Here is a 26,655-nt window from a genome sequence, read left to right on the forward strand (position 1 = left end):
CCGTCCGCGGTGGTGGTGGTGGGTTGGGTGCGGGGGTTGGTGGCGGTGTTCATGGCGGTGAGGAGGTGTTCGTATTGGTCGGTGGTGGCGAAGATTTCCAGGTGGTGGAGGCCGCGGCGGGGCCGGCGCGTGAAGGCGCCTTGGCGGTGGCGGAGTTCTTCTTCGCTGGGTTCGGTGCCGTCCTGATCGATGGCGTCGGTCCAGCGGTGGGCGATGCGGAGCAGGAAGTCGTGGTCGTTCTCCAGGGCGGTGCGGTTCAGGGCGGCCTCCATGGTGTGGAGGGTGGCGGGGTCGGTGATGGGGCGGGCCTTGTCCAGGGCGGTGGTGATGATGGTTCCGGCGCGGGAGGCGATGGTCCCGGCGGCGAGGTTCGCGGCGGTCTGTTCGCAGGCGGGGGGCATGGGGTGGGCGTTGAGGCCGGTGCGGGGCAGCACGGCCGCGGCGAGGGCGAGCCGGCGGCGGGCTTCGCCGATGCTGATCCGGAGCCGGACCCGGAGGTATTCGGCGGTGTTCCGGCACCCGTCATCGGCAGGCACAGACCGCACCCGCGCCGGCCCCGGCGCTGTTCCCGGCGCCGCGGCTGCGGACATCGCTCCGGATCCGGTGACGTCCCCTGCGGTGTCGGTGTCGGTGCCCCAGCCGGTGGTCCAGCCGGTGGCTTTGGCCGCGGGGCCGGCGGCGTTGACCGCCTCGGTGCGGGTCCGTTCCACCGCGGCCGCGGCGAGCAGCTGAAGGTGCTCGGTCCGGCGGGAGAGCTCCTCGGTCAGGTCCGCGAAATCCGCCGCCTCCCGGAAGGAAGCCAGCCCGAGTTCGTTGTCCGCGGCGTCGACTGCCGATGCCAGCGCCTCCAGACACTGTTCCAGGGCCTCAGCAGCCCCGCCACTGAAGGCGGTGCCAGTAGACGTCACGCCGGTGACAGACCCGCTGGTGACAGCACCGCCGGCGGCGGCACCGCCGTCGGACGCCGCGTGATCCGTGAGCAAAGCTGAAGCGGGAACGCTGCGAAGCGCGCGGCCCCGCAACAGGGAAGCCGCGCTAAGGCCCGGCGTTACCGCCTGGCCCGCGGTGTGATCCGCTGCGTGTTCCCCCATGGCTTCCATAGGAAAACTTTGTCAGAGGGGTCTGACATTTTTAGCTGCGCAAGGATAACCGAGTTGAAGGGAGCGAAATCTTAAATGGATGGCCACGAAGATAGACCGAACAGCCACAGACCACGGCCTGGCGGGAAACGTTGTCGCGAACCGACCGACGGACTACGTCTCTGAAACAGCGGACTCCCTGCTCTGCGAGCTGCCCTTAGATCCGGAACCGCCCGCAGACGGCTCCTTCTGCCAAGGCCATCTGCCTGTGATTTCCAGTTCCAGCGAGAAGCTCAGGAAAGTACGGATGAGCACGATGATGGCCAGCACGCCGACACTTTCAAACGTCGGAGTGACGGCTACGGTGCGGATGATGTCGGCTGCAACGAGGAGTTCCAGTCCTAGCAGAATGGAGCGGCCGAGCAGTTGGCGGTACGAGCGGTAGACGGACATGCGCCCGGCATCGGCGGGCAGGCGCCGGGGCTGGTAGCCGCGCAGTGCCATGGGGATCGAGACCACAGCGCCGATCACCATTACAGCCACGCCTGCGAAGTCCATGAACCTGCCGACTGCTTCAATAATGTGCTGAAAATCCATCGGGCCCCTCGTTGAAGTTGCGTTCGGTCTCGTTCGGTCCGGGCTGGTTCCCGTTTCCCCAGCGAGCTTGGTCCGGGCGGCCGGTGCTGCTTAGAGCAACGGCCTAGGGGTGCCGCACTCCAACCCCGGCCAGAATGTCGCGGTATCCCTCACGAAACGTCGGATAGGCGAAGGAATATCCGGTCCCTCGCAGCAACGCGTTGCTGCATCGCTTGTTGCCGCCGCGCGCCTCGCCAACCGGGCCCGACGGCGGGACATCGAGCCCCAGCTCCGATGCCAGGAACCGCAGGACATCACCGAGTTCGGCAGGATCGTCGTCAACCCCGATATAGACAGGCGCGGGCTCCTCGGCCATGGTGCACAGTCGAAGGATGGCGCCGGCGGCGTCGTCCCGGTGAATCCGGTTGGTGTATCGCTTGTCTTCGGGGATCACGGCCGACCCGCTGCGGACCTGATCTATTAGCCTTGTACGCCCGGGCCCGTAGATGCCCCCGAGGCGTAGCACCACAGCCGTCGTGGACGTCCCGTGCAGCCGCGTCAGGAGCAGATCCTCGGCCTCGCGGAGGATGCGGCCAGAGAAGCTGCCGGGTGCCGGCGTCGTGCTTTCATCCACCCAATCGCCGCCGGCGTCGCCGTAAACGGCGGTGGAGGAGACAAACAGGACGCGACGCGGCGTCACACCGTCGCGCACGAGCGCGTCCAGGACATGTGAAAGGCCGTCCACGTACGCCGCACGGTATGCCGCCTCAGTCGGCGAATCGGCGGCAACGGCAACGACGACGGCGGTTGTATCTGCCGGGACCGGCGGAAGGTCAGCGGTGCTCAGGTCAGCCGCCGCCCCTTCGATTTCCACTGGCAGTTTCGCGGGCGAACGCCGCCACCCCACAACGCGGTGCCCGGCTGCGGCGAACCGCAGCCCGACTTCGGTGCCCAGGTCGCCACAGCCTGCCAGAAGGATAGTCATGTCTGCCCTTACAGCGCAGGAACTGGGAAGAACACTCGGGGATCCTGCAGCAGGGCTGGGTAGTCGAACGCTGAACGGTCAATGATCTCGGTGACTTTGAAGTTGCGGCCGAAGCGGCCGTCGTCGAGCGTGATGGGCCGGCCGAGAACCATGCCGACGGCGAACTTGCTGCCGCCTTCAAACGGTACGGCCACCGGCGACTTGCCGGGCAGGGTGGAGAAGGCCGCTTCCTGGCGCTGGCGTTTCCGCGACGGCTTCTTGACGAGCTGCTTGGGAGGCAACTTGCGGGCGACCTTGGACGGGCGGCGCGAGCCTGAGTCCGCGTAGACCGGCTGGTAGTCGTCTTCGGTGCTGGCCGCAGTCAGGGGTGCACGTCCCACGGCCGGCAGTCCCACTTTGTCCAAACGTTCGGGGTCGATGTCACCCACGTGCTCGCGCAGGATCCACAGCACGTCGTCCTCCGGGTCCTCGGGCAGGAACTCGTGGCGGGGTTCAGGCCAGACATACTCCAGGTCGGCTTCCGTGTCCGGGAAAACCGGCGCATAGAACCGCGGATCCTTCCGGATGAGGTTGGAACGGTGGCTCAGGTGCAGTTCGGGGTCGCCCAGCCATGGCGGCATGGCGATTTTGGCGGCGTAATCCGGGTGGGCCGCCTGTGGGGCGAACTCGCGAATGTTGTCTCGGGTGTTGTCCGCAAACCCCCGCTTGGTCCACTCGTCGGCCATGGCCAGGCCGTACATGGTGAGCGCCGGGACGTAACCCATCCACATGCGGATGGCCGGGTGTGACTGCCAGCCGTACTCCGGGATCACCAGCGCACGCAGTGTTTGCAGCGCCTCGACGCGCTGCTTGCCGAGCCTGGCGGGGTCCAGCACGGCAGCGCTTTGCTGGAAATCGGGATACGGAAGGAAGGTTTGCATCCTTTCAGTCTGACGCCCCGCGCCCGATGTGCCAATTACGGTGTCCGAGCCCACACGTTCGCAAACGCCCAGCCCAAATGAAGGTGTTCACATAGTGGACCTATGCATACACCAATGTGCGCCGACCACTAAGATAGCCGAAACCTCACCAGCGTCTGGAAGCCCTCACATGACTCTTACCTCTCCCGCGCCCCTGTTGCCCGCGCCCTCAGCGGCCAAATCACACGGGTCACAGGCGCCTCAGCACTTCGTTCCGAAGTACGGCAAAATGCTTGGCCCCGAGGCAAACGGCATCCTGGTTCTGGACGAGTTTACGCTCGATCCGGCGGCCGCCCGCAAGGACCAGCACCGCTTTCGAACGGCACTCGCTTCCGTCGCGTTGACTCTGCGCCGGCTGGTGGCCCTGCGCGTTGTGATCGCGATCGTCGCTGTTGCCAACCTGCCGCTGTTCCTGATGTCGACGGGCTGGTGGATTTACGCCGTCTCGCTCGCTCTGGTCATCGGAGTGCACCTGGCAGTGAACTGGCTGAACAAACACGAACCGCGGGTGAAGCAGCGCCACGAGCTTGAACTCCACCGGCACCGCGAACACAGCGCCAACTACCGCAAGGTGCGTGACGCCGTGAAGTTCGTCATCGACACCCCTTCCCGCATGAACGAGCACCTCTACCTGGAGCTGCTCCACGCCAAGCGGGTCGCCCTGCACCTCGCATCGGGCACAGTGGCCCTGCTGGACACGAGCGACGACGCCGCCTGGAAGGTGCGCATCGTTCGTGAACTGCCGGCAGCAGCCTAAGGCGACGCCTCAGAAGTAACCGCCTGACGCCTGCCAGGCAGTAGCATCAGCAACTGAACAGACAACGACGCCGGGACGCCCCACAATGGGGACGTCCCGGCGTTGTATTGCTTTAAGGGAAAGACTTGAGAGGAAGAACCGCTGGAAAACGACGGCGGGCGCCACCCGCGAACGTCACGTTCCGGCGTCGTCCCCGGTTCAGCAGCGACCTGACGCCCGGGTGCGCGAAGCGGACAGTCCGGACGCCCGACTGATCCAGGCGAATGACGCCGGGCCGCCCCGCAGAGGGGAGCGGCCCGGCGGCCATCGTGGCGAATGACCGCCTGCTGCGGAAGAAAACACGTTCGCGCGCTGACGTATGAAAAGCCAGTTAAAAGAACGACGCCGGGCCGCCCCCACAAAGTGGAGCGGCCCGGCGTTGGACTACAGGGGTGGGTCTACACGACAGTGCGGAACTGTCAGCAGGCCACGGCCGCCAAATTAGGCAGGCAGCTGCAGAACCTGGCCAACGAACACCAGGTCGGGGTCGGCGATGGTGGCAGCGTTGGCGTCGGCGAGGCTCTGCCAGCCGCCGTCAACACCGAGCTTGTCGGCGATCTTGCTCAGGGTGTCGCCGGCCTGAACGGTGTACGTCTCGCCGCTCACGGCGACGGCAGCCACATGCTTGGCCTGGACGGGGGCTTCGGCCTGCACGGGAGCCTGGACCGGGGCCGCGGTGGCGACCGGGGCCTGGGCAACCGGAGCAGTCTGAACCGGTGCGGCCTGGACGGGTGCACTCTGCGGCAGGATCTGCGGGGCAGCTGCGGTAGCGCCGCCGCTCAGGCCCAGCTTGGCGGCGCAGGCTGGCCATGCGCCCCAGCCCTGGCCGGCCTGGACCTTTTCGGCTACAGCGATCTGCTGGGCGCGGGAGGCGCCTTGAGGGGAGCCGGTGCCGCCGTAGGCGGCCCAAGTCTGCGGGGTGAACTGCAGGCCGCCGGAGAAACCGTTGCCGGTGTTCGTGGCCCAGTTACCGCCGCTCTCGCACTGGGCGAGGGCGTCCCAGGTGGAGGTGCTGGCGGTGGGGGTTGCCGCGTTTGCGGCGGTGGCGGAAAGTGCAAGCCCTGCAACAGAAACGGCGGCGAGAGTTACTCCACGGCGCGCGGCAGTGCTGAAAGTAGATTTCTTCATGGTGGGATGCTCCTGAGGCCACCCGCGCTCGGTCCGTCCCCGGACGTTGTCGCGCTACCGCCCGCCCCTGACAAATAGAGGTCATTTCGGTGTCCGCCGGCCGGGCAGTAACTGGTGGAGGCGGCACCGGGCATTCATGGGCCCGCGTGGCGCGGGCATGTGTTCAACGGTAAAGCAGTGAGTCCCCGTTATCAAATCGAGATCAATATTGACAGTCAAGTGGGCGGCTGGAGGCCCATGTGACAGGCGCCCAAGTCGAGCGGGGGCCGCCGCAGACGGGTCCGCGGCGGCCTCTTTCGCCTCAGGAATTCAGTGCTGTGGCCAGGTACGGCGCCGTCCGGCTGTCGGGTGAAAGCGCGACGGCGGCTGCCGTACCGGCGGCGACAATCTCACCGCCGGCGTCACCGCCCGACGGTCCCAGATCGATGACCCAGTCCGCGGCGGCCACGACATCCATCTCGTGTTCTACGACGACCACCGTGTTGCCGGCATCCACCAGGCGGTGCAGCTGCGTCATGAGAAGCTGGACGTCCGCCGGGTGCAGGCCGGTGGTGGGTTCATCCAGCAGGTACAGCGTGTGGCCACGGCGGGCTCGCTGCAGCTCGGTGGCGAGCTTGATGCGCTGGGCTTCGCCGCCGGAGAGCTCAGTGGCGGGCTGGCCCAGCCTGAGGTATCCCAGACCCACGTCCCGCAAGGTCTGCAGGCTGCGCGCGGCCGCCGGAACGTCGTCCAGGAATTCTGCTGCCGCATTGACGGTCATGCCCAGGACTTCCGCCACATTCTTGCCGCGGTAGGTGACTTCCAGGGTTTCCGGGTTGTAGCGCGAGCCATGGCATTCCGGGCATGGACCGTAGCTGCCGGGCAGGAACAGCAGCTCCACGGCCACGAAACCCTCACCCTGGCAGGTCTCGCAGCGGCCGCCCACCACGTTGAAAGAGAAGCGTCCTGCGCCGAAACCCCGGGACCTGGCCTCGTCCGTGGCGGCGAATTCCTTGCGGACGGCGTCGAAGAGCCCGGTGTAGGTGGCGAGGTTGGAGCGCGGGGTCCGGCCGATCGGTTTCTGGTCCACCGTCACCAGCCGGTCCACTCGGTCCAGACCGGACACGGGCCCGACTGACAAAGGTGCTGTGACCTCGCCGGCGTCCTCCGGTTCCTCCTCCAACGCTGCCCTGTCTGCGGGCCCGGCCCCGGAATCGGAATGCAGCCGGGCGCCGACCACTTCCGCGAGCACCTGGCTGACCAGCGTCGACTTGCCGGAGCCGGAGACGCCGGTCACCGCAGTCAGGACGCCCAGCGGGAAGTTTGCATCAAGCTCGCGCAGGTTGTGGCGGCTGATGTCCCGCAGCTCAAGCCAGCCGTCGGGTTCACGGCGAGTGCCACCGTCGGCCGCTGACCTGGCGGAACCGTCCGGAAAGAGGAACGCCCGGGTGACGGACTCCTCCACGTCGGCCAGGCCGGCCACAGGACCGCTGTAGAGCACCTCGCCGCCGCCTTCTCCGGCGTGCGGCCCCACGTCCACGAGCCAGTCAGCACGGCGCACCACGTCCATGTTGTGCTCCACCACGAACACTGAGTTGCCGGACGACTTGAGCTGGTCGAGCACCGCCAGCAACGGTTCGGCGTCGGCGGGGTGCAGCCCGGCGGATGGCTCATCGAGCACGTAGATCACGCCGAACAGCCCGGAGCGCAGTTGGGTGGCGATGCGGAGCCGCTGCATTTCGCCGGGGGAGAGCGTGGGGGTGGAGCGTCCCAGTGCCAGATAGCCCAGGCCAAGCTCCAGCAGCACGTTGACCCGCTGCAGGAGATCCCGCGTGATGGCGACAGCCACCTCGTTTCCTTCGCCCGAGCTCTGCTGCCGTGATGCGGTGACCGAATCGGTGAGCTCCGCGGTAGGACGGATGATCTCTGCCAGTTCGGCCATGGGAACGGCGTTCAGTCCGGCGATGGTGTGTCCGGCGAAGGTCACCGCCAACGCCTCTGGTGTCAGTCCGGTGCCGCCGCAGCGGGGACACGGCCCGGTTTCCATGTACGCCAGGACACGCTCGCGCATGGTGTTGCTCTTGGAGTCGGCGAGGGTGTGCAGGACGTAGCTCTTCGCGCTCCAGAAGCGGCCCTTGTACGGTTTGGCCACGCGGTCGCGCTGGGGCGTCACCTCTACCACCGGCTGTTCGTCGGTGAAGAGAATCCAGTCGCGCTGCTTCTTGGGGAGCTTCCGCCATGGAGTGTCCACGTCATAGCCGAGGTGGGTGAGGATGTCGCGCAGGTTCTTGCCCTGCCACGCGCCCGGCCAGGCGGCGATGGCGCCGTCCCGGATGCTGAGCGAGGTGTCGGGAACCAGGGACGCTTCGCTGACGGTGTGCGCGATGCCCAGGCCGTGGCACTCGGGGCAGGCGCCGGCGGCGGTGTTGGGGGAGAAGGCATCCGAGTCCAATTGCGCCGCACCAGCCGGATACGTCCCGGCCCGCGAAAACAGCATGCGGAGCGAGTTCGACAACGTGGTGACAGTGCCCACCGTTGACCGGCTGCTGGGCGTGCCGCGGCGCTGTTGAAGCGCGACGGCGGGAGGCAGCCCGGTGATCATCTCCACTTTCGGGTTGTGCCCCTGCTGGATGAGGCGCCGGGCGTAGGGCGCCACGGATTCGAAGTAGCGGCGCTGGGCCTCGGCGTAGATGGTGCCGAACGCCAGCGAGGATTTACCCGAGCCGGAGACGCCTGTGAAGGCGACGATCGCGTCGCGCGGGACATCCACGTCCACGTTGCGAAGGTTGTTTTCGCGGGCTCCGCGCACCCGGACAAAGCCGTCTGCTGTGTGGTCAGGCGCCAGGTCCGGCAGATGATCAGCATACTTTTCACTTCGCATCTGTTCGACTCTAGCGGTGATGGCAGATCCGGGGACTATTCTGGCGGAGTGAACACTTACGACGCCGCCACCGAACCGACCGATCAAGCCCCGATTCTGGACGGAACGGAGGGCCCGGCGGCCCCGCCGCTCACGCCGTTGGCCGAACTGCACCTGCATATCGAGGGAACGCTGGAACCCGAACTGATCTTCGCACTGGCCGAACGCAACGGCATCGAGCTGCCGTATGCGGACCTGGACGAGCTGCGGGCGCGGTACGAATTCACGGACCTGCAGTCCTTCCTGGACCTGTACTACGCCAACATGGCGGTGCTGCGGACCGAGGAGGACTTCGCTGACATGACCCGCGCCTACCTTGGCCGGGCCGCGGCTGCGGGAGTGCGTCATGCGGAGATCATGCTGGACCCGCAGGCCCATCTGTCCCGCGGCGTTTCATTGGAGACCTGCGTCAACGGTGTGGCCTCAGTGCTCGCCACGTCGCAGGAGGAGTTTGGGATGTCCACCCTGCTGATCGCCGCCTTCCTGCGGGACCTGTCTGAAGAGTCCGCGCTGGAGGTTCTTGAAGCATTGATCGCGATGAACGCGCCGATTACGGGCATCGGCCTGGATTCTGCGGAAGTCGGCAATCCGCCATCCAAGTTCGAGCGGCTGTTTGCCCGGGCCGGCGAAGCAGGCCTGCGGAAGATCGCGCACGCAGGCGAGGAGGGACCGCCGTCGTACATTATTGAGGCGCTGGACGTGCTGGGGGTGGATCGGATCGACCATGGCATCCGGTGCATGGAGGACCCCGACCTGGTGGAGCGGCTGGTGGCCGACCGCGTGCCGCTGACCGTCTGCCCGCTGTCGAACGTGCGGTTGCGGGCGGTGGACATGCTGGCTGACCATCCCCTTCCGGCGATGCTGGCGGCCGGACTGAACGTGAGCGTGAACTCGGATGATCCGGCGTATTTCGGCGGCTATGTGGACGATAACTTCGCCCAGCTGGAATCGGTCATGGGGCTGTCCGAATTCGACCGCGTCCGGCTTGCCGCGAACTCCATCGGGTCCTCGTTCGCCAGCGACGAGCGTAAGGCGGAGCTGCTGGCTGAACTGTCAGGCTGAGGCCGGCTGGCGCGGGGAGGAACCGCGCAGAATCCACCATCCCAGGGCGGCCATGGTGAGTCCGATGGGGATTCCGTACGGCGGAAGGCCCGCGTTGTAGCCCAGGACGCCGGCCACGACAAACGCCACGCCCGCCCACGCCGGGAACATCCGTGACCGCCAGCCGGTGATGCCGAAGACTATCCAGCCGAGTGCAAACAGGACATAGCTGGAGAGGCCGCCGACAGCCAGCATTCCGGATCCGCCCGCGAGGATCGCGCCCGGTGCAACGTCGGCGATCCAGGGGCCGGCGAACCCGTCGAACCACATGTTTCCGGCCATGTCCAGGGTGCCAACGAGCGCGAAACAGAAGCCGACGGCGCCGAGGCCGCCGGTACGTCCGGCGGAGCGGAAGTAGACCGATACGAGGGCGAGGACGAGGCCGATGAAGACCGCCCAGTACAGTGCGTTGGTCACCACGAACGGCGTCTGGCGCATCATCTCGATCCGGTCCAGGCTCCGGTCGGCGGCGAGCAGGCGGGCGACGTCCACAGCGGCGAATGCGAGTCCGGCCACCAGGGCGATCGGCCCGGCGGCTGAGGCGAGCGGTGAGGACATCTTTCCTCCTTGGTTTCTGGAGCCCTTACATCGGGCGCATCTTGAGGGAGAAGCGCCCGACGGCGGTGGCTGAGCGGGGTGCCTTGCGCCAGGCTTTGCGGTCGAGCAGCAGGGTGGCCAGGACCGCGGCGAGCACCACGGCGAAATAGATCAGTTCAGCGCGGCCGCCGGCTGCGCCGGTGAAGCCGAAGGAACCGACCGTGAAGGTGCCCTGGCTGTTGTGGAACAGGAAGGTCAGCAAAACGCTTCCGCCCGTGCGGTTGAAGAGCCATACGTACAGGAAGGTGATGACGAACGTCGTCGGCAGTCCGATCAGGCTTAGGCCGTTGAAAAGGATGAGCGGCAGGTGCCAGATGGCGACAAGGACGCCGAGGATCGCCGCCGACTGCAGCGGCGGACGGGCGGCCTGCAGGAGGGGAAGGGCGTAGCCGCGGAAGCCCGGTTCTTCACCCAGGGGGCCGTCCAACGGGTTGACGAGACGCACGGCAAAGGCCATCAGCAGCCCGTTCCAGGTTAGGTCCGCGAGGCCTGGGGCGGATGCGCCGAGAGCGATGTTGATGAAGCCGGTGACCAGCACCAGCAGCGCGGGAAGCAGAAGCGCGACGGCGTACCAGACCCAGCCCACGCGCCACCGCACGAGCCGCCGGCCCCAGGCCCGGAAGCCGGGCCGGCCCTCGGCCAGGGCGATCACAATGACGGCCGCCAAGAGCGGGCCGACGGGCAGGAACTCCATCCGCGGCATCAGCCCTGCCGCGTAGAGAGGCCACGATGCCCAGGCAATTGCGTAGGCCAGAATGAAGAAGGCCACAAGCCTGTGACGTCTTAGCCAGGTGTTGGAACGACGCACGGCGGCTCCAAACGGTCAATGCGTAGTGCCCCAATTGTCCTCCCGATCCGCTCCAGGGCGCCAGAGAAGGATGGGCGGCTTCCCGGGCCACGCCGGCGAGAGAGCACTGTCCCAACTTCCAGGCCAAATGCTTGCAGCCCCTTCCCATTCCTGCTAGTCCTGTGACTGGGGTAACACAATGTGTAGTGCCCGGGCCCTAAGCAGCAGGACCCAGACGATGCAGCGAGTCAAGGAGAGTGCAGCATGCCGCGCAAGAATCCGCGTGTGGAAGAGGCTGACGACAAAGACCTTGAGGTGGGCAGGCCGAAGGAATGGGCAGCCGGTATGCCCGGTGTCCTGCACTCGATGCAGCCGGCCCTGAAGCACATGGGCGTGGTCAGGACCGAGAAAACGCTGCTGGCCATGAACCAGAAGGGCGGTTTCGACTGCATGAGCTGCGCGTGGCCGGATCCCGACCACCGCAAGGCCTTTGAATTCTGTGAGAACGGCGCGAAGGCCGTCACATGGGAGGCCACGCCGGTGGTGGTGGCGTCGGAGTTTTGGGCAGAGCACCCGGTCAGTGAACTGCGGCAAAAGCCCGAGTACTGGCTGGGAATGCAGGGACGCCTCACCGAGCCGGTCTACAAGCCTGCAGGGGAGGACCACTACAGGCCGGTCAGCTGGGACGAGGCATTCAGGATTCTCGGCGACAAACTCAAGGGCCTGGCCAGCCCGGACGAGGCTGCTTTCTACACGAGTGGCCGGACGTCAAACGAGGCTGCCTTCATCTACCAGCTGTATGTGCGTGCCTTTGGAACCAACAACCTGCCGGACTGCTCCAACATGTGCCACGAGTCCTCGGGCTGGGCCATGGGCCAGACCATCGGCATCGGCAAGGCCACGATTTCCTATGACGACTTCGCCAAGGCGCAGCTGATCATCATCATGGGCCAGAACCCTGGCACCAACCATCCGCGCATGCTCACGGCACTCGAGGAGGCCAAGGAGGCCGGCTGCGAGATCGTTGCCGTCAACCCGCTCCCGGAAGCCGGGCTCATGCGGTACAAGAACCCGCAAAAGGTCAAGGGAATCGTTGGCCATGGAACGGAAATAGCAGACCAGTTCCTGCAGATCCGCGTCGGCGGCGATATGGCTCTTATGCAGGCCATCTCCAAACGGGTCCTCGACGCAGAAGCGAAGAATCCCGGAACGGTGCTGGACCACCAGTTTCTCGAGGAGCATTGCCAGGGGCTGGAGGAACTCAGGGCGCACCTGGCGGAGCTGGATGAGGACAATGTCCTTGAGGCCACGGGCCTGCGGAGCGACGAGATCGACGAACTAGCTGCCCGGTACCTGAAGGCGGACAGGGTCATCGTCACCTGGGCCATGGGCATCACCCAGCACAAGAAGGGCGTCGCCACCATCAAGGAAATCATCAACCTGCTGCTCCTGCGCGGCAACATGGGCAAGCCGGGCGCCGGCGCCTCGCCCATCCGCGGTCACAGCAACGTCCAGGGCGACCGCACGATGGGCATCTGGGAGCAGATGCCGCCAGCCTTCCTGGACGCCCTCGGCAAGGAATTCGCGTTCGACCCGCCCCGTGAGCACGGCGCGGATTCCGTCCAGACCATCAGGAACATGCGCGACGGCGACATTAAGGTTTTCGTGGCGCTGGGAGGCAACCTCGTGGCCGCCATTTCGGACACCCACGCTGCGGAGGCGGCCATGGAGAACACTGAAATGACGGTGCAGATCTCCACGAAGATCAACCGCTCTCACACCGTGACCGGCAAGGAGGCGCTCATCCTGCCCACCATGGGACGCACGGAGATTGACATGCAGGCGTCGGGGCCGCAGTTCGTCTCTGTTGAAGACACCGTGTGCGCCGTCCACTCCTCGGAGGGCAAGGTGAGGCCAGTCGCGCCGAATCTGCTGTCCGAGGTGGCCATCGTCTGCCGCCTTGCACGGGAGACGGTGGCCGGAAGGACCAGCGCGGACTGGGACGGCTTCGAGAAGAACTACGACCTCATCCGCGAGCACATTTCCCACGTCGTGGCCGGGTGTGAAAACTACAACGACAAGATCCGGCAAAAGGGCGGCTTCGTGCTGCCGAACGGCCCGAGGGACTCGCGCACGTTCCACACGCCCACGGGCAAGGCGATGCTGACGGTCAACCACCTGGAGCACGTGGAGCGGCCGGCGGGAACCCTGATCCTGCAGTCTGTGCGCTCGCACGACCAGTTCAACACCACCATCTACGGCCACGACGACCGCTATCGCGGCATCAAGAAGGGCCGGAACGTGGTGTTCGTCAGCCCCGAGGACATCGCTGAGCTCGGCCTCAGCGACGGCCAGTTCGTGGATATCCACGGAGTCTATGAGGACGACGTGGAGCGGATCATGAAGAACCTGCGCGTGGTGTCCTATCCCACGGCCCAGGGCTGCGCCGCCACGTACTACCCCGAGGCGAATGTGCTGGTTCCGCTAGACAGCGTGGCGGAGGGAAGCAACACCCCGGTCTCGAAGGCGGTGCTAGTGCGGCTGGAGCCGGCCACGGCCTGACGGGCGCAGCCTGAGTCGCCGGGGCAGGGGTCTCGGGGCCACGGCGTCACGGGGACACGGGGACCTCCCGCGCGTGCGCTGGCGGGCCGGCGCACCTGCGTGGTACCGCTAACGGTCATTGAGCGGTGCTGGACCAGCCCTTGCTGTCCGGGCCGCCGTCGGCTCCGTGCTCGCACAGCTGCAGCACCACCTGCGCAGCGGACTCCACGGCCTCCGTTGGCGTGGTCTTTCCGTGCTGGGCTGCAAGGCCGGCCGCGTAGCCCACGAGCAGGGCGCTGACGGGCCCGGCGGAACCGTTGACAGCCTGCGCCGATTCGTCGGCGAGCCGGCGGACCAGCCCGTGGTCAACCTTGAGGTCCAGGATCTGCAGGGCCTGGGTGAGCCGTCGGCTCCACTGGTCGAGGACCTGATCTTCGCTTGTATCGCCAGTGCCGCTGGTGCCCTCGGTGCTGCCGGTCATGGGATTCCCTTTCGGTGCTGCGGGGTCGGTTTAGGTGTCGATCGTGTTCATGTGCGGATAGCGCGCGCCAGCCGCGGCTCCCGCCGGGGCCAGTTCATCGAGGCGCGCCAGGTCCTCTGCGGAAAGCTCGACGGCGGTCGCCCCCAGGTTTTCGTTAAGCCGGTCCCGCTTCTTGGTGCCGGGAATGGGCACGATGTGTTCGCCCTGCGCAAGGAGCCACGCGAGCGCCAGCTGTGCGGGCGAGCACTGCTTCTCATCCGCAAGGTCCTTCACCCGGTCCACGAGCTCCAGGTTGCGGGTGAAGTTTTCGCCCTGGAACCGGGGCGAGTGGCGACGGAAGTCATCCGGTGCGAAGTCGTCAGGGCTCCGCAGCTGGCCGGTCAGGAAGCCCCGGCCCAACGGGCTGTAGGGGACGAATCCAATGCCGAGTTCCTCGAGCACGGGGAAGACCTTCGTTTCGGGTTCGCGCTCCCACAGGGAGTATTCGGTCTGCAGGGCCGTGATGGGGTGGACCGCGTGGCCCCGGCGGATGGTCTCGGCGCTGGCCTCGGACAGGCCCAGGTGCCGGACCTTGCCGGCCTCGACGAGCTCGGCCATGGCCCCCACGGTGTCCTCGATCGGTACCGTCTTGTCCACCCGATGCTGGTAGTAGAGGTCGATGTGGTCCACGCCGAGGCGCTGCAGGCTCGCATCGCAGGCGGACCGGACGTAGTCGGGCCGCCCATTGATGCCCACCCACGAACCGTCCTGGCGGCGTTCGTTACCGAACTTGGTGGCAAGGACCACGTCCGAGCGGCGGCCCGCGATCGCCGTGCCCACGAGCATCTCGTTCGTGAATGGCCCGTACATGTCAGCTGTATCAAGGAGGGTGCCGCCGGCATCGAGGAAAGTGCGGATCGTGGCAATGGACTCATTTTCATCGCCGGTGCCGTAGAACTCGCTCATCCCCATGCAGCCAAGGCCGAGGGCGGAAACGGTCAGGGAACCAAGGGTGCGGGATTCCATCCGGCTCTCCTCATCAGGTATTTGCGGCGGAGTGGCTCAGGGGTGTGCAGACCGCCACTATAAGCACCTTGCTTTCGGGGCCACAATGGCCGGAACGGTTCCCTGGGCGGCATTCTTGCCCCACTTCAGCCGGGCTGTGCCGCCGGCGGGCCTGTGTTTCCGGGGCATATTCCGGGCCTGACGGCGGCATGGTTCCGTAAAGCGGTGCAGTAATGCACCGGACCGTCCCGTCTGGGTGAGACGCGGGTTGGACCAGCGGTTTGGACCAGCGCGGTACTCGTCGGAACGGCTAGGGCGTCGGGCTTCCGCCGTTGACGTTCAGCGTTTCGCCTACGACGTAGCTCGACTCCGCCGATGCAAGGAACACGTACGCAGGGGCAAGTTCCGCGGGCTGGCCTGCCCGTCCCAGCGGGGTGTCCTTGCCGAACTCGGGGAGGGCTTCCTTGGGCTGGCCGCTGCTGACCTGAAGCGGTGTCCAGATGGGGCCGGGAGCTACCGCGTTGACCCGGATTCCCTTTGGCGCCAGCTGTTGGGCGAGGCCCTTGGTGAAGTTGTTGATGCTGGCCTTTGTGGTTGCGTAGTCCACCAGGGTGGGCGAGGGGTTGTAGGCCTGGATCGACGTCGTGTTGATGATGGTGGAGCCCGCCGGAAGATGCGGTACCGCTGCTTTGGTGAGCCAGAACATGGCGTAGACGTTGGTCTTCAGCGTGTGGTCGAACTGTTCGTCGGTGATGTCGGCGATGTCCGCCTGTGCCACCTGCTTGCCGGCGTTGTTCACGAGGAGGTCCAGTCCGCCAAGCTCGCGGAGCGCAGTGTCCACCAGCTCGCGGCACGTGTTCGCGTCCTTAAGGTCGCCGGGAACCTTCACGGCCTTTCGCCCGGCCTTTTCGATCAGGTTGGCGATCTTCGCGGCGTCCTCTTCCTCTTCAGGAAGGTAGGAGAGGACGACGTCGGCACCCTCGCGCGCGAACGCAATCGCCGTGGCAGCGCCGATGCCGGAGTCGGCGCCCGTGACAATCGCCTTGCGCCCTTCGAGGCGGCCCGTCCCGCGGTAGGTGTCCTCACCCAGATCGGCCTTGGGTTCCAGCTTTGCGTCCAGGCCGGGCTCGGGCTGGTGCTGCTTCGGCGGCTCGATGTGCTCGTAAGCCGTGACGGGATTTTTGAACGTGTACTGATCGGTCATGGTGCTCCTCCTGATGGCGGGGTTGAACACGGACAGGTTCGCAAGTGGTTGAACAAGCTCCCAGCAGAATGCTAAGCATGCTTACGTTCAAGCCTAGCGAACGGTCTGCCGCGTGGCCAGCACGATCGGTGCCTGGGGGTCCCGCGCAGTGCTGGGTGCTGTGCGGTCAGGCCCTTTCGCGGACGGGCCAGCCTCACTGGGCTGGCAATTCCAGGCCTGCTGAGCCGGCTGGTATTGGCGAGCCGCATGATGTGAGGAGTGCAAGCGATGGACAATCAGGACATTCTGCAGCGGATCCAGTCGCTGGTTGACGAAGAGCACCGACTGCGCGAGGTGGGGGAGGGGCACGCGTCGGACGGCGCCAGCCCGGAGCCGGAGGATCGGCTGGCCCGGCTGCGGCAGGTGGAGGAGGCCCTGGATCAATGCTGGGATCTGCTGCGGCAGCGCCGGGCCAAGGCGAAGGCCGGGGAGGATCCTGACGAGGCCGACGTGCGGCCCGCCAGCGAAGTCGAGGGCTACCGGCAGTAGGCCCGGACTCCCGTCCTGGCCGCCGCAATCCGGCGTGCCGACGTCGGGAGCTTTACTGCTTCAGTGCTCTATTGCTTCGGCGCTTTACTGCTCAGCTCCGCCGTGCAGGCCGTCGTCGCTGCTGTCGCCCGAAGTTGCATCCCCGGTGTCATCCGACAAGTCCATATTGCCGCGCGCTTCGGCCATGGTGGGCCCGCCGGGCGGGATGTCGTAGCGCTCGGGGCGGATTCCGTGGGACTGTTCCTCGATCAGCGCCTGCTCTTCACTGAAGCGGATTGCGTTGGCGTCATCGCCCGCGTCGCCGGGGCCGTCGTCGCGGATCTTTGAGGGGTTCGGGACTATGAAGCCGTCGTCCTTGGCATTGTGCTCGCTCATGGCCTTCATCCTTTCCAGTGCTGTGCTGTCCTGGTAATCAACGCACATGGTAAGCCTACTTTCGATTGCGCGCGGCGGGAAATGCACTCCTTTGTCAACCACCCGGTCAGCTGGGTTTTGGCTGCACCACCGCGGCGGCCGACGTCCGGAAATCCGAGACTCCAGGCTCAGATCGGGTGTAATCCGCGTCATATCCGGTCGCGACACGCGGTATTTACCATTTCAAGTCGCCAGATTTACCGTCTACTTGGCAAACTACTGGGGGAACAATCGCTCTTTAAGGGGAACCATGCGCAAGACTGCCGCAGAAAACACCAACTTCCGGCTGAAGGCCGTGCTGGACGTTCTGGCGGAGGGGGTGTTGACTGGTGAGTCGCAGAATGCTGGCGAAGTACTCGCCGAGGCACTCATCCGAGTTCCGTTGAACGCCTACGAGGCTGAACTGCTCAGCGGGGGGATCCCCCGCGGCCACAAGTCGCTCACTACTGCCACGGCCAAGCTGGTCAAGGCCGGTTGGTTGGTCAAGGGCCGCTCCGGCTGGACCATCACCGAAGACGGCCTGCGAGCAACTGTCGCGTTCGCGGACGCCGACAGCTTCGCTGTAGCGCTCGACGCCGGAACGCCGGTTCCTGCCAACACGCCCCTTCCGGTGGCCGTGCCCGCCAAACCTGCCGCTAAGAAGGCAGCTGCTGTCAAGGCTGGGAAGGCTCCGTCCAAGGCTGCGAAGGTCGTGGACAAGGCTGCCAAGCTGATCGAGGACGCGGTTGCTCCCGTTGCCAAGGCGGTTCGCAGCAAGAAGGCCGAGGCGAGCTCCGAAACTGAAGCTCCCGCCGTCGAAACTGCCCCGCAGCCGGAAGCGGTAGCCGTTGCCGGTGACTTCAACACGCTGCTGGGTGCCCCGGAGAACTGGGCTCCGCAGTATGACGAAGCCCAGATGGAGCTCGACGCCCTCGACCAGCTGTGGAAGCTGACGGCTGACATTCCGGCCGGCCACTACACTTTCAAGATCGCGCTGAACCGCTCCTGGGAGGAGAACTACGGCGCTTTCGGTGCTTTCGACGGTGCAAACCACGAACTGCACCACGACGGCGGCCGCCTCACCATCCGGTACGACCACCGCACGCGGGATATCACCGTAAACGCATGACCCGGCCCGCCAACTGACCCAGGTCAGTACGCGGCCCGCCAACTGACGCGGCCCGTGAACTGGGACAGCTCAGTACGCAGCTGAGAAGCCCCGTTGCCGCAACCGCGGCAGCGGGGCTTCGCTGTGTCCGGAAGCGCCGGTCGTCCCGAAGCGGCGGTCTGATGCAAACGTGGCGGATGCTCCGGGTTTGATTCTCCGGGAGGATACAGGCTGTCAGGCTGTCCGAGCGTCATTCGTGGGCGGACAGGTCTTTTCCCGGTCCTCGAACACTTCCTCTCCCGGGCCGCTGAAGGCGCGCGACCGCTCCACGGCTGCAATGGAACCGGTGAACAGCTGGGAGTCGCGCGGATCCGACGGCTGCCTAGGCTGCGCCTCAAGCTACGGGCGCTGGGGCGAGGTAATCGTGGCATGTGGCTGCGTTGAATTTTGCTGCGAGGAATTGACGGTTTCCCAGCGGACATGGGGCAGTGCCTGCGGATGCTGTCGCTGCAGGAATCCCACCAACTCTTCGCGGACGAGGCAGCGCAGGTCGAACAGGGAGGCGCTGTCCGCGGCACTCACGAGGATCCGGACGCGCACGAAGCCGCTGGTGGCGTCGGTGACCTGGAGGATGCCCACGCGTCCAGTTTTCGAAGGGCGTGGTGGTGAAGTAGGTGGAGGGAAGAATGAGGCGGCGGTCATCCCAGATGTGGACCACCACGTAGGTCAGGGTAATCTCCTCGATCCGGCCCCATTCCTTCTGCACCACCACTACGTCGTCAACGCGGATGGCATCGGTGAAGGCCAGCTGGACGCCGGCGAAAACGTTGACCAGTGCGGACCGTACCGCCAGGCCGGCAACGATGGAGATCAGTCCGGCCGAGGCCAGGATGCCTGCCCCGAGGGCCCGGACGTCCGGGAAGGTGAGCAGCGCGATGCCGAGCGCCAAAATGACCACCAGGGCTATGCCGATGCGCCTGGCGAGAATCACCTGGGTGCGCAGGCGTCTTGCGCGGCGGTTGTCCGCCACGTCCACGCTGTAGTGCATGAGCATCAGTGCTTCGATGATCAGCAGGATGGCAACTGCCAGCCAGGCCACAGAGGCGATGAGCGCGATCAGCAGGATGTGGTCCACATTCGTGCGCCACGGGGCGTCGTCCGTGATGAGTGCCAGGGCGATCCGGATGCCGGTCAGGCAGAGGGCCAGGCGGAGCGGAACCCGGCCCATGCGGGAGGTCTCGCGCAGCGCGGGTAGCCTGCGGTTGAGGCGGAGGAGGATTCTGCGGAGCAGCCAGGAGAGGAACAGCCCTGCGGCTACGGCAACGGCTATTGCGAGACAGGGCATTGCTTGGTTTACAAGGTCTTGCATGCATAAACCGTTACCAACCTCTCCTCAGCCTGTTGAAATCGTCGGGAATGGGCTATGGCGGCAACGGTTCGGTAGCGATCGGGCCGATTCCAAGGTTTTTCCAAGGTCGGCTGCCGCACAATTAATCCATCGTCTTTTCTAACCTTTGAGGAGGGGCCTTGATGCGCCGATCAGCATCAGCATCATCAGCAGTGACGGTTTTCTCGGGTGTGTGCGTGGCGCTCCTGCTCGCTTCCTGCGGTTCGCCGGCATCGGCTCCGCCCACAACGTCTCCGGCAGGGGGATCGCCCACAGCGTCCGCCAGCGCGAGCGCCACATCGTCGCCGTCGGCTACCCCTTCGGCGGGCGCCACCACGCCCGCCGAAGGCTGGAAGACCTTTACGACGACGGACGGTTCGCTGTCCTTTGATTACCCGGCCGATTGGACCATCAAGGATCCGGCCGGGCAAACGCCCGCAGGCGGCGGCGCTTTTGTGGAAGTCTCCAAGGCCAACGGAAAGTCCATGGCCACCCTGCGCACCAACGTGGTCACCGGCGCCGAGTGCACCAAGAAGCAGCCTTACGGAATGCTGGACTCCCAGCCTCTGCCTGCGCTGGCCCAGGCAGGAAAGACACCCCGGTTCGCCTTCGAGTCCCGCATGGACCCCGAAGCAACCGACCCGACGAAGGCGAATATCCTTGCCTACGGCATCACATCCGCGCCGGAGCCCACCGGAACTGAGGCCTGCCCGATTTTCCACTTCTTCACCTGGCCGCCGAGCGGTGCGATGTTTGGCGGTGTCTACAACCCGTTCGACACGACGCCCGGCAACGAACCGTTCGTGGACACACCTGAGGCATACAAGGAGACGGCCGAGTACAGGGACATTCGCAAGATGATCACATCCCTCCGTCCCGCGGGCTGACAACCGCTGGGCGATGAGTGCGTGCTGGTCGGGCCTCTCGGGACCGTCCCGCTGGTCGGTCAGGGTGTGCTGCTCGAGCCTGTCGGGACCGAAGACCCGGCGCTACATTGGACTCATGACTCACTCAAATGCGTCAGATGCGGACAGCGTGCGCCTCACGGCGCGCGTCACCGGGGCAGTCCAGGGCGTCGGCTTTCGCTACTGGACGGCGCGCAAAGCCGACGAGTTGGGAATCACCGGTTCGGTAAGGAACGACGACGACGGTTCGGTCGCCGTCGTCGCCGAGGGGCCGCAGCCGGTCATCATCGAATTCCGGCGCTGGCTCGGATCCAGCCAAGCTCCCGGCCGGGTAGCCCACGTTGACGAGAAGATGACCCCGGCCGAGGGGAAGTTCAACACTTTCAACGTGGTGGGCTGACGGGGTTTGTTGACCGGCAGACGGGACAGCTGCCGGGTGGACGGTCCTTCGACGTGCGGGCTGTCGGCGTCGACTAAACGCTCACAGCCGGGGAGGGCGCGGACTGAGCCCGATGAAAGCACCAAGCTCCTCCAAAGCCGAGGGTTTGTTGGGCATGTAGTTTGTCAGCTCGGGGGAGCGGACGATCACCGCCCGCCACTGGCCGCGTGACACAGCAACGTTGATGCGGTTGCGGTTCAGGAGGAACTCTGCGCCGCGGGGTGCTTCGGCAATGGCAGAGCACGCCATGGACACGAGCACCACGGGAGCTTCCTGCCCCTGGAACTTGTCCACCGTTCCCACCCGCACCTCTGCCAGCCCCTTCCGGTCGAGCGCATGCCGGATGGCCTGCACCTGGGCGTTGTAGGCGGCCACCACCAGGATGTCTTTTGCCTCGAGCCGGCGGACCGGATCAGCCATGCCGGGAGTCCATTTGAGGCCGATATGGTCGTTTGCCAGTTCGACGATCTTCGCGGCCTCCTCTTTGGAACTCGTCGTGTTGCCGGTGTGCTCCACGAGGACCGTCTCCACACCGGCCGGCACGCCGTCCAGCTGCCGATACGTGGCAGCCGGCGCTGACTCGAGCCTGCCGTCGTAGCTGAGGAGCGAAACCGCCTGACACAGCTGGGGATGCATCCGCCAGGAATCGGCGAGGAAGTAGCCCATCTCGGAGGGCATGGTGGCGTGGCCGGCGGACAGCCAGCCGAGGGCTGACTCGTCAACAGGCTGCGGATGGGAGCCTTGCGTGACTTGGGGCAGTTGCTGGGGATCGCCGAGCAGCAGGAGGCGCTTTGCAGACCGGGCAACGGCAAGGGTGTTGGCCAGCGAATACTGGCCCGCCTCGTCGATGACCAGCAAGTCCAGTGAGCCGGCGGGTACACACTTGCCAGTCATGGTCCAGGCCGTCCCGCCGATCAAGCAACCCCCATCGCCGGTGAGGATCCGTGCGACGTCATTGTCCGTGGTCAGGTGCCAGGGGACGTCGGAGCCGGAGCGCGGAGCCCTGACGTCCTTGGCCACAACCCGCGGGTCGACGCCCGCCTTCTCGATGGCCGTGCAGAGCATGTTCTCGATGACCGCGTGCGACTGGGCAACGACGCCCACCTTCCACCCGCGTCGCACCAGGCGTGCGATGACGTGCGAGCCAACGTACGTCTTGCCCGTCCCCGGCGGCCCCTGGACTGCGAGGTAGGACCTGTCCAGATCGCCGAGGGCTTCAGTGATGGCTGAGACGTAGTCAGCGTTGCCGGAGTCGTCGTGGCCGACTGCCGGGAGTGCCTCCAGCGTGGCCAGGCGCGGGGGCACCCGGCGGAGGACGTCGAGTCCGGAGTGCTTGGGCAGCGATGGAAGCGTGGACCCTACGAGTTGCGCGAGGTCGGCCAGGGCCGCCTCGATGTTCGCTGTGGGAATGGGCCGGTCCGGGGTGAGGGCCACGGGCAACTGGAAGTACGGCGGTACCTTGCCTGTTGACTTCTCGGTGATGGTGATGATGGTCTTGCCCGGCTGGCCGGGGTGGTCCTCAACCGCCTCCACCAGAGTGCCGAAGATTCCGTCGCGGGACAGCGCCTCCCGCCCAATTGAATCGGCGGCTGTGCCCGGAGCCCGCGGCGTACGGCCGCCGTCGACCTCTCCGAGACCGTCGGGCAGGGGATCCTCGAACATCCGGAACCACGTGGAGCCTGTGCGGAACTCCGAGCCTTCGCTCATGGTGCCGGTGAGCCGCAGGGTCCTGGATTCCGTGCGGGCGCGGGAGCTGGGCGGTGCCCAGTCGGAGACCACTGAAGCGTCCTCAACCACGAAGACGTTGCGCTGGTCCGACCAGCGGTCCACCTCCGATTCAAGGCGGTCGAAATGCTCCCACCAGAACTGCTTGCGTTCCCGGCGGTGATAGCCCGTAGCCGCCGCCACCATCGCCACGGCCTGTTCGTCGGCGGTGAGTTCACGGTTATCCGGGAGTGAATCCAGATAGGAGCGAAGGGTTTCTTCCTCCGCAGGCGGTTCCGCGCCGGACTCGGCGGCACCGCCCTCAGAGGCGATGGCCGGGACGGTCGCCTCACGGGAGGCGTCAGAGGCGGACGGCCCGCGCAGCTGCAGCAGCCAGTCGCGCAGGCGCAGGGTGGAGAGGCAGTCGTACTGGTTGTAGTCGGAGATGGAGGAAAGGATGGCAGCGGCCTCGGCCTGAGTCTCGGGTCCGCCGTCGCGTGCGGTGCAGAACGCCGCGTAGGCCACCACCGAAGCACCGGCGTCTTTGACGTCTCCGGACCTCAGGTTGCTCCCCATGTACAGCGGCTCGAGTTTCTTGATGGAGTAGGAGGCCTCCGAAATCCTGAGCGAGTGCCGCACTGTGGCGTAGAGGTCCACGAGGACTCCCTCGCGAAGCCAGGAATCCACAATGTCCTCGCCGGCGACGTGAGTCAGCGAGAGGTGGCGCAGCGCTGTCTTTTCGTACGGCGCGTAGTGATAGACGTGCATCTCCGGATACCTGGCGCGGCGTTCCTCCACGTAGGCGAGGAAGTCGAGGAACGCCTGCCGTTCACCAGAACGGGAATGCGCCCAGAAAGGCCGGAACACGGGCGTCGCGCCGGGTGGATCCCCGGGCAGGGGCGCCTCGATCACGCCAAAGAGGTATTCCAATCCCCACTGGCCCGTGACGGGATCCTGCCACAGCGGGTCGCCTTCGAAGTCGAAGAAGATGTCGCCGTCGCTGGGAGCGGGGATGCTGGCCAGGGCGTTCTCAGGCAACACTTTGAAGGTGATGGTATGTTCCTGGCCGTCCTTGAGGAAGGTCCGCGAACCGTCCGGAGATTCACGGGCGGTCTGCATGCGGGCCTGGTCACGCAGGCGCCGGGTTGACCCGGTGGCCTTCTCCGGAGGCAACTCCGCGAGGGCATCGATGCTGGTGATGCCGCCAGCGATCAGTTTTTTCCGCTGGACGGAGGTCATGCCGGCCACCATCAGCAGGTCGCGGTGTTCGGACACCTGCTCGGCGCAGTAGTCGCACCTTCCGCAATAGCCGATGCCCGGCTGCTGCCACGCCACGGGAACACCGGAGACGCGGTGTGCGGCGGTCAGTTCGCGGAAGCGGTCGCGGCGCTCGCGGTACACCGGCAGCAGGTCGGTGAGCGAGTGGATGCTTCGTTCGAGGTTGCCCAGCACCAGCGTGACGCGGGGAGCGGGATTAAGTCCGAGTTTGATCAGCTGGTCCCCGTAGGCGGCAAGCTGCAGAAGCGCGCCCACCTTGGCATGCCTGGCCAGCTTGGTGTCCCATACGGCGTAGCGGCCGCCGTTGGCGTCAGGACCGGGTTTGTCCGCGGCCTCGCTGCCAGTGCTCTCGCTGCCAGTGCCATCCTTAACCAGGAAGTCCGCATAGCCGAGGAATTCGCCGTCGAAAAAGGTTGCTTGGAAGACTACGTCGGCCCCTGCCCGGAGCGCCGCTGCCGTTTCTTCGTGCCTGGCGGCCAGGTCTGACCGGGCGGTGGTTCCGCGCTCCACGCAGTACACGCCGGTGCCGCGGGCCGGATCCCAGGCGCCGTACTCTGCGATGAGGCCGGCCAGCACCTGGTGCTCGTGGAGATCGCCGAGTTTGCCGGCGCGGGCCTGCATCTCGTCGGCGGGAAAGTCGGCCTTGGAGGAGCGGCCGAGTTTCTCGTCCAGGATCCGGAGGGTGCGGTATTCGCACTCGCTTGCGGCCACAAGGTCACTGGCCGAGAACACCAGATCGGCGGGTGCTTCCAGCGTCAGGGCATCGAGCAGGAACATGGGGCCTCCCCATTGGCAGCCTCACTCCGGGAGGGCTCCCGGTGTGCTAATTCGAATCTAGCAAGTGGCTCTGACAATGAAGGCTCTGACGGTGAAGGCCATCTGCAGCGTTGGCGGAAGTGCCCCGATCGGCTTACGTGTGGGCGTACGTAAGGCAGTCGGCGTTGTCCGGGCCCGGGCCCACGTGGACTTCCGGTGCCTGGCACATCAGGTGGTCGTTATGGACGCACTCCCCGCGCTGGCAGGCACCGACTCCGGCCAGGACCTTGGGCAGCCCGCCGTGGATTCCGGTGTCGATGAACGTGGCACAGGAGGCGTGGTCTGTGGTGCCGCCGACCGTGATGGCCTCGGCATTGCAGTGGGTGTGATCGTTGAAGGAGCAGTTGGATACGCTGCAGTCGGCGACATGCGTGGACATAGCAAGTTCCTCCATGGTTCTGGCCGTCCCGGCTGGACGGCCCGCTTGTCCCAACGTAGGCCTGTCCGGCCTGATCAAAAAGACCCAATAGTGTTGCGTATTTATCCGCCACCAGGCCCTGCCGGGCGATGATCGCGGAACGTTATAGACCTCACCAAGGCGGGCGTCTTAGACTGGCGGCACCCTCCACCATCAAAGGCACCGACGACGCCGTCCGGTCTGCCGTCTGTACCCGCCCTGGAGGGAACATCAGGACGCTTGATGAATCACAGCCGGCCCTTCATTTGGGAGGGTCCGTGACGCCAGGAGGAAAAGATGGAAGGGAACAAAGCCGTTGCCTACAAAGGGCCCGGCAAGGTGGAAGTCATTGACATCGACTACCCCAGCTTTGAACTCAAGGACGGGCCGGGCGTTAACCCGGCAAACGTGGGGCGTTCGGTTCCTCACGGGGCAATTCTCAAGACGGTGGCCACCAACATCTGCGGCTCCGACCAGCACATGGTCCGGGGGCGGACAACGGCGCCGCCGGACCTGGTCCTGGGCCACGAAATCACCGGCGAGGTAGTGGAAGTGGGGCCGGGCGTCGAGTTCATCAAGGTGGGTGACCTCTGCTCGGTGCCGTTCAACATTGCCTGCGGCCGCTGCCGGAACTGCAAGGAGCGCAAGACCGGCATCTGCCTGAACGTGAACCCGGACCGCCCGGGCAGCGCCTACGGCTACGTGGACATGGGTGGCTGGGTGGGCGGCCAGGCCAACTATGTGCTGGTGCCGTACGCCGACTGGAATCTGCTGAAGTTCCCGGACAAGGACCGAGCCATGGAGAAAATCCTCGACCTCGCCATGCTCTCGGACATCTTCCCCACCGGGTACCACGGCGCCGTGAGTGCCGGCGTGGGTGTCGGCTCCACTGTTTACGTCGCCGGTGCCGGTCCTGTTGGCCTCGCTGCGGCGACCAGCGCGCAGCTGCTGGGTGCCGCCGTCGTAATTGTCGGTGACCTGAATGAGCAGCGGCTCGCGCAGGCGCGCAGCTTCGGGTGCGAAACCGTGGACCTGTCCAAGGGCGGTCCGGCGGAGCAGATCGAGCAGATCCTCGGCGTGCCGGAGGTGGACTGTGGCGTGGATGCCGTGGGCTTCGAGGCCAAGGGCCACGGCTCGGGCGCGCAGGAGGCCCCGGCCACTGTGCTGAACTCGCTCATGGAACTTACGGCTGCGGGTGGCGCACTCGGGATTCCCGGGCTCTACGTGACGGGCGACCCCGGGGGCGTGGACGAGGCCGCAAAGAAGGGGTCGCTGAGCCTGAGCCTCGGCACGGGCTGGGCGAAATCGCTGAGCTTCACCACGGGGCAGTGTCCGGTGATGAAGTACAACCGGCAGCTGATGATGGCCATCCTGCACGACAGGGTGCAAATCGCCAAGAACGTCAACGCGAAGCCGATTCTGCTGGACGATGCACCCAAGGGCTACGCCGAATTCGACGCCGGCGCCGCCACCAAGTACGTCCTCAACCCGAACGGATATCTGAGCTGACGGCATGAGCAGCAGCACGGGGTCAGCGGCCACTCAATATCCTGCGAGGATCGGGCCGTGAAAGACCCCGCGTT

The 26,655-nt window shown here is 65.9% G+C and carries 23 protein-coding genes; 8 read left to right on the top strand and 15 right to left on the bottom strand.

The features are described from left to right. The 4 genes from LQ144_RS18255 to LQ144_RS18270 all read right to left on the bottom strand — a co-directional run. Window positions 1-1,100: DUF222 domain-containing protein (locus LQ144_RS18255; protein ID WP_230120124.1), on the bottom strand; the 1,100-nt coding region annotated here is incomplete at its 3' end. A 153-nt stretch (window positions 1,101-1,253) separates the two neighbouring features. Further along, on the bottom strand, window positions 1,254-1,676 hold the full coding sequence (locus LQ144_RS18260) for a DUF1622 domain-containing protein (protein ID WP_230120125.1): 423 nt from the start codon (window positions 1,674-1,676) through the stop codon (window positions 1,254-1,256). Window positions 1,677-1,779: 103 nt separating this feature from the next. After that, a complete protein-coding gene (locus LQ144_RS18265) occupies window positions 1,780-2,640 on the bottom strand; it encodes an SDR family oxidoreductase (RefSeq protein WP_230120126.1) in 861 nt (286 codons plus the stop codon). Window positions 2,641-2,648: 8 nt separating this feature from the next. Further along, the gene (locus LQ144_RS18270) at window positions 2,649-3,560 is read right to left on the bottom strand and encodes an MSMEG_6728 family protein (protein WP_230120127.1); all 912 of its coding nucleotides are present in this window, start codon (window positions 3,558-3,560) and stop codon (window positions 2,649-2,651) included. A gap of 268 nt (window positions 3,561-3,828) precedes the next feature. On the opposite strand from LQ144_RS18270, the gene LQ144_RS18275 reads away from it, so the two are divergent. After that, window positions 3,829-4,356, top strand: coding sequence for a hypothetical protein (locus tag LQ144_RS18275; RefSeq protein WP_230120156.1), 528 nt, complete (start codon window positions 3,829-3,831; stop codon window positions 4,354-4,356). Between the two features lie 480 nt (window positions 4,357-4,836). Here the strand turns inward: LQ144_RS18275 and LQ144_RS18280 are convergent, their stop codons facing one another. Beyond that, window positions 4,837-5,523: a transglycosylase family protein gene (locus LQ144_RS18280; RefSeq protein WP_230120128.1), complete on the bottom strand. Its 687-nt coding sequence runs from the start codon at window positions 5,521-5,523 to the stop codon at window positions 4,837-4,839. A gap of 301 nt (window positions 5,524-5,824) precedes the next feature. Further along, window positions 5,825-8,383, bottom strand: coding sequence for an excinuclease ABC subunit UvrA (uvrA, locus tag LQ144_RS18285; protein WP_230120129.1), 2,559 nt, complete (start codon window positions 8,381-8,383; stop codon window positions 5,825-5,827). 96 nt (window positions 8,384-8,479) lie between these two features. Here uvrA and LQ144_RS18290 point away from each other — a divergent pair, with 96 nt between their 5' ends. Then, window positions 8,480-9,484 carry an adenosine deaminase gene (locus LQ144_RS18290; protein ID WP_230120157.1) on the top strand — a complete coding sequence of 335 codons (1,005 nt, stop codon included), beginning with the start codon at window positions 8,480-8,482 and terminating at the stop codon, window positions 9,482-9,484. Here the strand turns inward: LQ144_RS18290 and LQ144_RS18295 are convergent. Both LQ144_RS18295 and LQ144_RS18300 read right to left on the bottom strand, forming a co-directional pair. Further along, window positions 9,476-10,081 carry a hypothetical protein gene (locus tag LQ144_RS18295; RefSeq protein WP_230120130.1) on the bottom strand — a complete coding sequence of 202 codons (606 nt, stop codon included), beginning with the start codon at window positions 10,079-10,081 and terminating at the stop codon, window positions 9,476-9,478. The genes LQ144_RS18290 and LQ144_RS18295 overlap by 9 nt on opposite strands. Before the next feature lie 25 nt (window positions 10,082-10,106). Continuing rightward, entirely contained in the window at window positions 10,107-10,928 is an 822-nt protein-coding gene (locus LQ144_RS18300; RefSeq protein WP_230120131.1) for a CPBP family intramembrane glutamic endopeptidase, read from the bottom strand. Window positions 10,929-11,171: 243 nt separating this feature from the next. On the opposite strand from LQ144_RS18300, the gene LQ144_RS18305 reads away from it, so the two are divergent. Further along, the gene (locus LQ144_RS18305) at window positions 11,172-13,469 is read left to right on the top strand and encodes an FdhF/YdeP family oxidoreductase (RefSeq protein WP_230120132.1); all 2,298 of its coding nucleotides are present in this window, start codon (window positions 11,172-11,174) and stop codon (window positions 13,467-13,469) included. 115 nt (window positions 13,470-13,584) lie between these two features. Here the strand turns inward: LQ144_RS18305 and LQ144_RS18310 are convergent, their stop codons facing one another. From LQ144_RS18310 to LQ144_RS18320, 3 genes are all read right to left on the bottom strand, one after another. Then, window positions 13,585-13,929 carry a DUF6457 domain-containing protein gene (locus LQ144_RS18310; RefSeq protein ID WP_230120133.1) on the bottom strand — a complete coding sequence of 115 codons (345 nt, stop codon included), beginning with the start codon at window positions 13,927-13,929 and terminating at the stop codon, window positions 13,585-13,587. A 30-nt stretch (window positions 13,930-13,959) separates the two neighbouring features. Beyond that, entirely contained in the window at window positions 13,960-14,934 is a 975-nt protein-coding gene (locus LQ144_RS18315; RefSeq protein ID WP_230120134.1) for an aldo/keto reductase, read from the bottom strand. A gap of 289 nt (window positions 14,935-15,223) precedes the next feature. Next, window positions 15,224-16,117: a glucose 1-dehydrogenase gene (locus LQ144_RS18320; RefSeq protein ID WP_230120135.1), complete on the bottom strand. Its 894-nt coding sequence runs from the start codon at window positions 16,115-16,117 to the stop codon at window positions 15,224-15,226. 267 nt (window positions 16,118-16,384) lie between these two features. Between LQ144_RS18320 and LQ144_RS18325 the strand changes: the two genes are divergently transcribed. Further along, window positions 16,385-16,645, top strand: a complete 261-nt coding sequence (locus LQ144_RS18325) for a DUF2630 family protein (RefSeq protein ID WP_230120136.1) — start codon at window positions 16,385-16,387, stop codon at window positions 16,643-16,645. Between the two features lie 84 nt (window positions 16,646-16,729). Here LQ144_RS18325 and LQ144_RS18330 read toward each other — a convergent pair whose 3' ends face one another. Then, complete coding sequence (locus LQ144_RS18330) at window positions 16,730-17,020, bottom strand: hypothetical protein (protein ID WP_230120137.1); 291 nt, start codon at window positions 17,018-17,020, stop codon at window positions 16,730-16,732. 289 nt (window positions 17,021-17,309) lie between these two features. Here LQ144_RS18330 and LQ144_RS18335 point away from each other — a divergent pair, with 289 nt between their 5' ends. Further along, window positions 17,310-18,167 (top strand): glycosidase, encoded by an 858-nt coding sequence (locus LQ144_RS18335; RefSeq protein ID WP_230120138.1) that lies wholly within the window; start codon window positions 17,310-17,312, stop codon window positions 18,165-18,167. A 373-nt stretch (window positions 18,168-18,540) separates the two neighbouring features. Here LQ144_RS18335 and LQ144_RS18340 read toward each other — a convergent pair whose 3' ends face one another. Continuing rightward, window positions 18,541-19,515 (bottom strand): mechanosensitive ion channel family protein, encoded by a 975-nt coding sequence (locus LQ144_RS18340; protein WP_230120139.1) that lies wholly within the window; start codon window positions 19,513-19,515, stop codon window positions 18,541-18,543. Between the two features lie 161 nt (window positions 19,516-19,676). Between LQ144_RS18340 and LQ144_RS18345 the strand changes: the two genes are divergently transcribed. Then, window positions 19,677-20,420, top strand: a complete 744-nt coding sequence (locus LQ144_RS18345; protein WP_230120140.1) for a hypothetical protein — start codon at window positions 19,677-19,679, stop codon at window positions 20,418-20,420. Between the two features lie 115 nt (window positions 20,421-20,535). Further along, entirely contained in the window at window positions 20,536-20,838 is a 303-nt protein-coding gene (locus tag LQ144_RS18350; protein ID WP_230120141.1) for an acylphosphatase, read from the top strand. Between the two features lie 81 nt (window positions 20,839-20,919). Here the strand turns inward: LQ144_RS18350 and LQ144_RS18355 are convergent, their stop codons facing one another. Both LQ144_RS18355 and LQ144_RS18360 read right to left on the bottom strand, forming a co-directional pair. Then, complete coding sequence (locus LQ144_RS18355) at window positions 20,920-24,636, bottom strand: TM0106 family RecB-like putative nuclease (protein ID WP_230120142.1); 3,717 nt, start codon at window positions 24,634-24,636, stop codon at window positions 20,920-20,922. Between the two features lie 133 nt (window positions 24,637-24,769). After that, on the bottom strand, window positions 24,770-25,054 hold the full coding sequence (locus LQ144_RS18360; RefSeq protein WP_230120143.1) for a DUF1540 domain-containing protein: 285 nt from the start codon (window positions 25,052-25,054) through the stop codon (window positions 24,770-24,772). Between the two features lie 315 nt (window positions 25,055-25,369). Here LQ144_RS18360 and fdhA point away from each other — a divergent pair, with 315 nt between their 5' ends. Further along, a complete protein-coding gene (gene fdhA / locus LQ144_RS18365) occupies window positions 25,370-26,581 on the top strand; it encodes a formaldehyde dehydrogenase, glutathione-independent (protein WP_230120144.1) in 1,212 nt (403 codons plus the stop codon). Window positions 26,582-26,655: the final 74 nt, after the last annotated feature.

This window comes from Arthrobacter sp. Bi83, from assembly GCF_918698095.1.
Lineage (GTDB): Bacteria > Actinomycetota > Actinomycetes > Actinomycetales > Micrococcaceae > Arthrobacter.